The 8945-nt window shown below is 39.0% G+C and carries 7 protein-coding genes; 2 read left to right on the forward strand and 5 right to left on the reverse strand.

Translation table 11 applies throughout. The features are described from left to right. Positions 1 to 15 precede the first annotated feature (15 nt). Together BFL01S_RS17255 and BFL01S_RS17260 are read right to left on the reverse strand one after the other, a co-directional pair. On the reverse strand, positions 16 to 1080 hold the full coding sequence (locus BFL01S_RS17255; protein ID WP_061786454.1) for a nitric oxide synthase oxygenase: 1065 nt from the start codon (positions 1078 to 1080) through the stop codon (positions 16 to 18). A 122-nt stretch (positions 1081 to 1202) separates the two neighbouring features. Next, complete coding sequence (locus BFL01S_RS17260; RefSeq protein WP_061786450.1) at positions 1203 to 2138, reverse strand: D-2-hydroxyacid dehydrogenase; 936 nt, start codon at positions 2136 to 2138, stop codon at positions 1203 to 1205. Positions 2139 to 2379: 241 nt separating this feature from the next. Between BFL01S_RS17260 and BFL01S_RS17265 the strand changes: the two genes are divergently transcribed. Further along, the gene (locus tag BFL01S_RS17265; RefSeq protein ID WP_025907535.1) at positions 2380 to 3936 is read left to right on the forward strand and encodes an ABC-F family ATP-binding cassette domain-containing protein; all 1557 of its coding nucleotides are present in this window, start codon (positions 2380 to 2382) and stop codon (positions 3934 to 3936) included. A 205-nt stretch (positions 3937 to 4141) separates the two neighbouring features. Here the strand turns inward: BFL01S_RS17265 and BFL01S_RS17270 are convergent, their stop codons facing one another. Next, a complete protein-coding gene (locus BFL01S_RS17270; protein WP_061786451.1) occupies positions 4142 to 4972 on the reverse strand; it encodes a hypothetical protein in 831 nt (276 codons plus the stop codon). Between the two features lie 47 nt (positions 4973 to 5019). Next, positions 5020 to 6327: a DUF8451 domain-containing protein gene (locus BFL01S_RS17275; protein ID WP_061786452.1), complete on the reverse strand. Its 1308-nt coding sequence runs from the start codon at positions 6325 to 6327 to the stop codon at positions 5020 to 5022. Positions 6328 to 6676: 349 nt separating this feature from the next. Here BFL01S_RS17275 and msrA point away from each other — a divergent pair, with 349 nt between their 5' ends. Beyond that, entirely contained in the window at positions 6677 to 7192 is a 516-nt protein-coding gene (msrA, locus tag BFL01S_RS17280) for a peptide-methionine (S)-S-oxide reductase MsrA (RefSeq protein WP_025907539.1), read from the forward strand. A 35-nt stretch (positions 7193 to 7227) separates the two neighbouring features. Here msrA and BFL01S_RS17285 read toward each other — a convergent pair whose 3' ends face one another. Further along, a complete protein-coding gene (locus BFL01S_RS17285) occupies positions 7228 to 8865 on the reverse strand; it encodes a family 14 glycosylhydrolase (protein ID WP_061786453.1) in 1638 nt (545 codons plus the stop codon). Between the last annotated feature and the right edge of the window lie 80 nt (positions 8866 to 8945).

Here is an 8945-nt window from a genome sequence, read left to right on the forward strand (position 1 = left end):
TGTCTCAGTCTCTTTTTAATATGGTTTCTTCTGATAAAAATAATTCGGTGACAGCACCTTGTTTTTATAAGGCTTGTGAAAAATATGCGTCGTCGCTGGTGAAACTGGTGGGGTGAGCCACGTCCAGTTCCCCGTTACTTCTCGTCCATTTTTCTCTTCACGCTCTTCAAATAAGCGAAACTGCTGGGCAGCTGTATGATGATCAACGATACTGACACCTTGCTCTTTAAAAGAAGACAGGACGGCCACATTTAGTTCAACAAGCGCTTTATCCTTCCATAGCGTTGCGTTATAGCGAGTATCTAACCCCATAATAGAGGCAACTTTAGGAAGCATATTATAACGATCTGTATCCGCTAAATTACGCGCGCCAATTTCTGTGCCCATATACCAGCCGTTAAACGGTGCAGCTATATATTCAATCCCACCAATTTCCAGATTCATATCAGAAATCATCGGCACTCCATACCATTTAAGCTGTAGATCAGCAAATCCTGCTATCTCTGGGTGAGTAATAGTGACTTCCTTGACAAGTTCCTTAGGAATCGAGAACCACTGCGGCTTCTCCCCATTCACTTGAATAACTAAAGGAAGCAAATCAAAGTGCGTACCGGCTCCTTCCCAACCTAACTCTTGGCACACTTTCGTAAATTCATTGGATGCGGCATCACCAAGCTGTCCATATTCCATTTCATAGCCTGCGTACCTCAGCAGCTGATGATTCCAGATTCGTACCGGCTCTTTCTCACCTGCTTTTGGTTTAAAAACCGTAATCGTTGAGCGAATTTTCCCATCGTTAGTCGCATACTCAATATGCTTATAAAGAGCATCGCGTACTTCTTCAACAGTTGATGCTTCACGCTCATCAAACACGTGAAGAGACTGCCAAAATAAGCGACCGATACATTTGTTGCTGTTTCTCCAAGCCATTCGAGCACCATGTTCAAGCTCATCAAACGTGTGAGTGTACGTTCCTGTTTCTTCAATTTCTTTTTGAACCTGCACTAAACGCTCAGCAGTTTCTTCGGCTCTATCAAGCTCTATATAACAAAGGTGAATAAATTCACTCGCTTTTATCATCAAGTCTTGTTTGTTCAATTTTGTTCACTCCTAGAAGAACAACTTCTTGCTTTTAACCGCAAGCATTCTTCAGTATACCATTACCTTGAATCAAAAGCTTTTTACAATGTTTATTTTATACGTCAGTATCCTCGATTAAGATCTACTTTATTTTCTAACGGTTTGTCCGCTTCAATTCGATCTAGCGTATCAAAAAAACAAGCAACCGCTTCTTCAGGCGTCGTAACAGCCGAAATATGAGGCGTAATTACGATGTTCTCATGCTCCCATAGCATATCAGATTGAGGTAGCGGTTCCACTTCAAACACATCTAAAAATGCCTTTTTAATTCTTCTCGTATTGATAGCTTCTATAAGTGATACCGTATCAACCGTTGCGCCTCTTCCTACATTAATAAAGTATGCACCTTGTAAAATATTCATCCACTCCGCATTAAACATACGATTCGTTTCAGGCGTTAGCGGCAGTGTATTAATGATCCAATCTGCTTGTTTTACATGCGATGCTTCATCACCTGTTGCTACAACCTGATGAAAATGTTGGTTGCTTTTGCCACTTCGAGAAACTCCTGTTACTTGGACACCAAACCTTTTTAACATTTCTGCAATAGACTGTCCAATTTCACCAGTTCCATAAATAACAACTTTTTGACTTGATAACAAAACAGGTTCCAATGGCTCCCATTTCTTTTCACGCTGTGCTTTTTGAAAAGCAACATGGTACTGAAGCTCACTCAGCATATAGCTTAAACAATACTCGCTCATTCTCGCTCCAAATGAGCAAACGGTTCTTGTCAAAATAACATCGTCTTTCCAACTATCTAATTTGACGTAGCGATCTACACCTGCTCCTAAAGAATGAACCCACTTCATTTGATGAAAGGCAAAGTTTTCAACAGGATAAAAGCTCATATAAGCATCTGCCCACTTCAAGTCCTCATCGTTTATATTTTTTTCATCAACGTAGCGAAAAGTCTTGCCTCGCTTATCTTCTCTTTCAATGATACCCTCTAATTCTTTATACATGCGGCTTGTGACCAAAATGTTTTGAATCTCCACTGTCTGCTCCCCCTTGCTTCAACCTATATCCTTGTTTCTTATTATGAAGCATGAAATAGAAACAATCGAGTCTGAAGCATTTATTCATTCTTTTTTTCTGCAACAACCGCCTAAACATCACCTGTTACGGAATGACATAATATTAGCATGGATTTATCTCTCTAATTTCGCTATAATCGGGGGTGGATTACTGATAGATAAACAATCATCGATTGATTTTAAATAGAAAAGGTGTGTAAACATGAGCGTACTAACGGTTAAAAATTTAAGTCATGGCTTTGGTGATCGCGCAATTTTTAATGATGTTTCATTTCGCCTGTTAAAAGGTGAACACGTAGGTTTAATCGGAGCAAACGGAGAAGGTAAATCAACGTTTATGAACATTATTACAGGAAAGCTCGAGCCGGATGCCGGAAAAGTTGAGTGGTCTAGAAAAGTTCGTGTCGGTTACCTTGACCAGCACACTTCTCTTGAAAAGGGATTAACAATCCGCGACGTTTTAAAAGGTGCGTTTCAATACTTATTTGACTTAGAAGCGCAGATGAACGGACTATATGAAAAAATGGCTGACGTCTCTCCTGAAGAACTAGAAAAGCTTCTGGAAGAAGTGGGTACAATCCAGGATTTATTAACGAATAATGATTTCTATGTCATTGATGCTAAGGTTGAAGAAATCGCTAGAGGGCTAGGGCTAGAAGATATCGGATTAGAGCGTGATGTGCAAGACTTAAGCGGTGGGCAGCGTACAAAAGTCCTTCTTGCGAAACTCTTGTTAGAAAAACCAGAGATTCTTTTACTTGATGAGCCCACTAACTATTTAGATGAGCAGCATATTGAATGGTTGAAACGTTACCTACAGGAATACGAAAATGCATTTATTTTAATCTCGCATGATATTCCATTTTTAAATAGCGTTATTAACCTTATTTATCATATGGAAAATCAAGAGTTGAATCGCTATGTAGGCGACTACGATGATTTTATGAAAATCTATGAAATGAAAAAACAGCAGCTAGAAGCAGCTTACAAAAAGCAACAGCAAGAAATGGCTGATTTAAAGGATTTTGTGGCTCGAAACAAAGCTCGTGTGTCGACACGAAACATGGCAATGTCTCGACAAAAGAAGCTTGATAAAATGGAGGTTATTGAGCTTGCTCAAGAGCGTCCGAAACCAGAATTCAACTTCAAACCTGCACGTACATCCAGCAAGCTGATTTTCGAAACAACAGATTTAGTCATTGGGTATGACGAGCCGTTATCAAAACCACTGAATCTCCGCATGGAGCGTGGTCAGAAAATCGCATTATCCGGTGCGAACGGAATTGGTAAAACAACGCTATTAAAAAGTATTTTAGGTGAAATCAAACCGCTATCTGGTTCTGTTGAAAAAGGAGACTATCAGCACATCGGCTACTTTGAACAAGAAATCAAAAAAACCAATTATAACACATGTATTGAAGAAGTCTGGAATGAATTCCCTCACTTTACGCAGTACGAAATTCGCGCTGCGCTTGCGAAATGCGGTTTAACAACGAAGCATATTGAAAGTAAAGTTGAAGTATTAAGCGGTGGAGAAAAAGCAAAGGTTCGCCTATGTAAGCTCATTAACAATGAAACCAACATCCTTGTTCTCGATGAGCCTACCAACCACTTAGACGTAGATGCCAAGGAAGAATTAAAGCGTGCTTTAAAAGAATACAAAGGAAGCATTTTGCTTATTTGTCACGAACCTGAGTTTTATGAAGACGTTGTAACGGACGTATGGAACTGCGAAACGTGGACAACAAAATTATTTTAATTTTTTCATCACTATGTGCATATAAAGGAAAAAAGCGGGAATGCTATTAGTAAGTTCCCCCCCCTTTGTATTAGTAACCATTTTCGGATGGTTGCTTTTTTTATTTTTATAAATAAGCTGTGTATAAATTTGTTTACACCCGACCATACTAGAATCATATTCTCCCCTAATTGGACAAGCCGGTTAGCTTTAACAGCTAGCCGGCTTATTTTTTCATGTTCACCCAACTATCAAAATGATGAATGCTGAAACGGGTGGATTTATCATCTACTATAACAATCATTTCTTGAATTTCTTGCATCATAGCTGCCTCACCTTTAGAAGCAAACGAAATAAACTTCCCTTCCGTTGAAGGCACGGTTTCCAATCCAATTTCAATAGGAGTCGAAAGCACCGATCCCCACCTACGTTCATTCTTTGTAAGCTCAATAAATCCATTTTCCCCCTTCGCTTTATTGCGATAAGCCATTATTGTTACTTCATCAACCATCTTAATGACGGAGTAAGCAAGGCTATCTGATTCAGTGGTTGAATCTATTTCATCAAACCAAAATGGAATGTCAGCTCCTACTAGCACCTGAAGCGCTTTAGCCCGATTAGCGGCGTCTCGTATCATTTCTTCATACGCACTAACGATTTGCAGCTGATTCTTTTCCCAATTCGGCAATAAATACGGCTCAACATCTAGATGAACGCCTTTAAAGCGCTCATCAACTGCTACTTCTTCTTGGTAGTATCCAATCCAGTCCCAAAAGGCTGCATAATCTGATTGACCTGACGTTGCCCATGTACGACTGCCATCTAAAGCATAGACAGTTATTCCGATACTATTTGCAGATTTTATAAAACGTTGATATGCCAAGATAGGTACCTCATGGTTAATTTGCAAATATACACGGTTTACCTTCTTTTTTTGAATATCTTTTACCAACTGGGCTGGATTCTGTTCAATACGAGTCGTATCCCACAACCATGTTGAAAAAAACGTATCATCTACTTCTTCACCACTACTAGCAGCACAACTTGTTGAACTCAATAAAGCGAGCATCCCTACAAATAAACCAACAACTTTTCACTTCACACTTATTCCTCCCTTCTATAACCTTCGATTAAGTAAGCTTGCTTTGGATGGTTAGGCTGTTCAGGATATTTAAGCTGAAGCTTACCTTTGCGCAACATTTTAGATAAGTAATTGTTTCTTACTCCATCAGGCGTACGATCTAGTAAATGAGCTAAATCTTTTAGCCTAAGAGGCTGCTGTGCGCATAGCGAAACAATAACTTCTTCCATTTTTGCTGGACTTAATCGCTTTTTGCGCCTTGCTATTTCAGCTAGATTCCATAGAACGCTATTTTCATCTTCTAAATCTGAAATTAAAACATCTTTTTTATTATAGGAGTAATTATTTTTATTATAGGACCACTCTTCTTTATTATAGGGGTTATCTCCTATATCAACAGGACTAACTCCTATATTTTTACCCTTGAACTCCTCTATTAAATGCGAATCATCTTTATTAAAGGAGTTTTCAATTTTATTATAGGAGCTACTTTTTTCAACAAATTCTTCGGTCGATTCGACATCTCCTGTTTTATTTCCCGTATTGTTATTAAACGATAAAGTCGAAGTCGTTTGATTTTCAGACTCTTTCTGTCCTTCTGGAAAAGACATAGGTAGACTGAGAGTTGTCCTCTTTAGATAGACATCTTGATCAATAGTTGGAAGCTCGTAGCCGTATGATTTCCATTTATCGTGGAGAGCGGTTAAGCCGCTTCCAGAACGTTCACATAAATTTAGTAGTCGAAATAGCTTAAATAAATGTGGATTTCTTAAATTACTCATCTTTGTTATGAACACCTTATCCACAGGAATTCGAAATAATCCTGGATTAGAAAATACGCAGCTCTGCTGATTGTATTCGAATGTTAATCCACCTTCTCCATTATAGTCTGCATGTAGCAACATGTTCGTAACTACCTCAACTAATGAGGAAGCGATCTCACCATTTGGCTGATGTTTATAGACTTGCTCTGTAACATAAAAGTAAAAGTCATATAAATTTCCAGACCATGTACCGTCCTGGGATGTGAATCGTTCATTCCATCCACCTTGTGCATCGCTTTCTCGATACTCTAAAAAGTATTGTGGTAAAATTTCTGTAATCATTCTCTCTTCACTAAACATAAGCAAGCCCGCAAGCGTTACACCTTCTTTATGAGTGTCTCTCGCTTTTCCCCATGCTCCTATCTTATAAAGAAACTCTTTGGTTTCAAGGACGTTCCAAGGATGATCTGGCTTTACTGCAGCAAACTTATCTCGATAACTTTTAATTGTTTCAAAGTTCAGCTCATTTAATCCATAATGCTCTAGGATGAGGTTATCTTGTATCATTTTTTACTCTCCTATTGTATATTTATTCGTACTTATCCATCTTTTCTGTGGATAACTAGTAAATTTCTCAGTTTATTCTTCTTATATGACTTGCAAAAACGTATTCAATACGCTTTTGAGCATACATAACTAACTACTCGTGGCTATATGTAAGCTAGACATATATCCTTTTTATTTTATCACTTTTTTCTTCTTTCCTCTTCTGCATTCTCAACTATTCATAGCTAGCTTTGTTTTGCTACATAATTCCTTCTTCTCAACCAATCTACTAGGTAAATCAATTATTCGCTCTATCCGCTCTGTTTTGTTATAATACAGAACATAATTATAAAGAGAATGAGGGATTTATATGGAAAAAGCAACGTTTGCAGGTGGATGCTTTTGGTGTATGGTTACACCCTTCGATGAACTAGAAGGCATTCATGGTATTGTATCAGGATACACAGGTGGTACCGTAGAAAACCCAACTTATGAGCAGGTAAAATCAGGTACTTCAGGTCATTATGAGGCTGTACAAATCACGTTTGACCCGGAAGTATTCCCTTACAAGCGCTTATTAGACCTTTATTGGCCACAAATCGATCCAACTGATCCAGACGGTCAGTTCCAAGATCGTGGCCCTCAATACAGAACAGCAATTTTTTACCATAATGAACAACAGCGTACGGAAGCAGAGGAATCAAAACAAGCCGTTGCCGATAGCGGCCGCTTTAAAAATCCTATCGTAACAGCGGTTCTTCCTGCCTCTGAATTCTATGCAGCGGAAGATTATCATCAGGATTTTCATAAGAAAAACCCTAAGCACTACAAAGAAGATCGTGCTAAATCTGGCCGCGATGAGTTTATTGAGGAGAACTGGAAATAAAAATAAGCACCCATGCTGGCATGGGTGCTTTCTTCTTACCAATTATTCGTATACGTTGTAGGCGTTCCTGGAACATTCCAATACTGCTGGGTTGGTTGCCATGATTTTAATGAGCCATCCGAGCGCTTGATAATCGCTTTGAACTGAACGCTTCGATTGGCTGGGAAATTAACGGTTCCTCTCCAATCTCCGTACGTTGAGTTGTAAGAGAGTTTAATTGGATAAGCGATTGTGTCCCACTGTCCAAGTTCAGGACGATCTCCGACGATGTAAACACTCTCTCCAGACGATGTAGGTGCATTTTTAACAACCATTGTCTGTGCAACCGGTTTTATATTTAAGTGCTGATTAAACTGGCTCATACGCGTTGAGTTATTAATAACATCATAGAATCTTAAAAGCGTAAAGCCCGCAAAGTTATAGTTAAATGTCATTTCAGCTGCGCGTTTATACTGCTCTTCACTTCCGATACTTAAAGCATTTTCACCATTTAATACAATCCCTTTTGCGTTTGCTAGGCTTGCAACTTCTTTTACTAACGTTTTTGGCATTGAATACTCAGGATATGTCCCGCTATCAACCATTTCTAAGCACGTAAACGTCAAATCTAGCTTGGCTGTTTTAAATGAGTCTAATAACGTACTGTAGTTATTATAACCCGCTGGCTTTTCAGCAGCATGAGGCATTGTTGGATTATTATATTGCCAGTGTATCCCTGCTATTTTAGCTCCTACAGGCACATTAAACACCGGATCAAAGGCTTGATGAGCTAATGCTCCAATACGCTTTGCATGGTCTTGCAGAACTCCTTGATACCATTCTAGAAAGTCTTTTCCATAGTTTGTGTTATATCCATCCTTTAAAAACTGATTCCCATCTGAAGGTGGTAAAATTTGTGATGTTGATGTTAAACTTAGTCCCCATGCTTGGTTTACACCCGCTAACGAGCCATACTTGTTAACGGCCCACATTTGGAATTTAGATTTTGCAAAGTCTGTGTATGCTTGAAATTTCCCTCTAGAAGGGTAGCCTGTCCCATCAGCAGCTGTATATGAAGGATAGCGAAGCTCACCAGCTGGTCCCCCTGATAAATAAACCTTTGGAATAATGTCTTTATACGGTGCTAACGCTTGCGCAAATGCTGTGTATAGCTCCCCGTACTGTTTTGTGATTACGTCTGTCGCTAATGGGTTTACTGTTTCTTTGTTTACTGTACCTGTTTCTGATTTAAAATATAGGCTATCATCTGTTTTAGTATTCCAAATCCATGAAGGAAGAGGCGTGTTACAGTCATCTCCTACATTTCCACCACATTGATGCGTCGAGATAATCGGCACCATTTTTATTCCCGCATTTCGAGCTGCCTGTGCGAATCGCTGTGCATAAGAAAAGTCGAACTGCTGGTCACCGTTTTTCTCCATATCTCCCCACCAAAAATCTACTGTCACAGCGTAAAACCCATTTTGCTTTGCCTTCCGAAGGTCATTTTCAAAAGCTTCCCACGTAGTAAACTCCGTTACTTTCTTTAGTGGTGCCATTAAATAGGTCTTGTAATTCGAGTTAAACGACTGTCCATTTACCGCTGCTTGGCTATTGGTTGGCCCTAATATGAAAGCGATAACAAAACTTAACAAAACAATAAGTGATGCAAACTTTTTAATTGGGTTGTACATATAATTCCCCCTATTTTTTAAAATCCAATAGGTTATATTCGGCTTCTTTCTTCAAAATCCTGTTGCGAAAAAAATAAAAG

Origin of the sequence: Priestia flexa NBRC 15715, assembly GCF_001591565.1 — a bacterium.
Taxonomy (GTDB): Bacteria; Bacillota; Bacilli; order Bacillales; family Bacillaceae_H; genus Priestia; species Priestia flexa.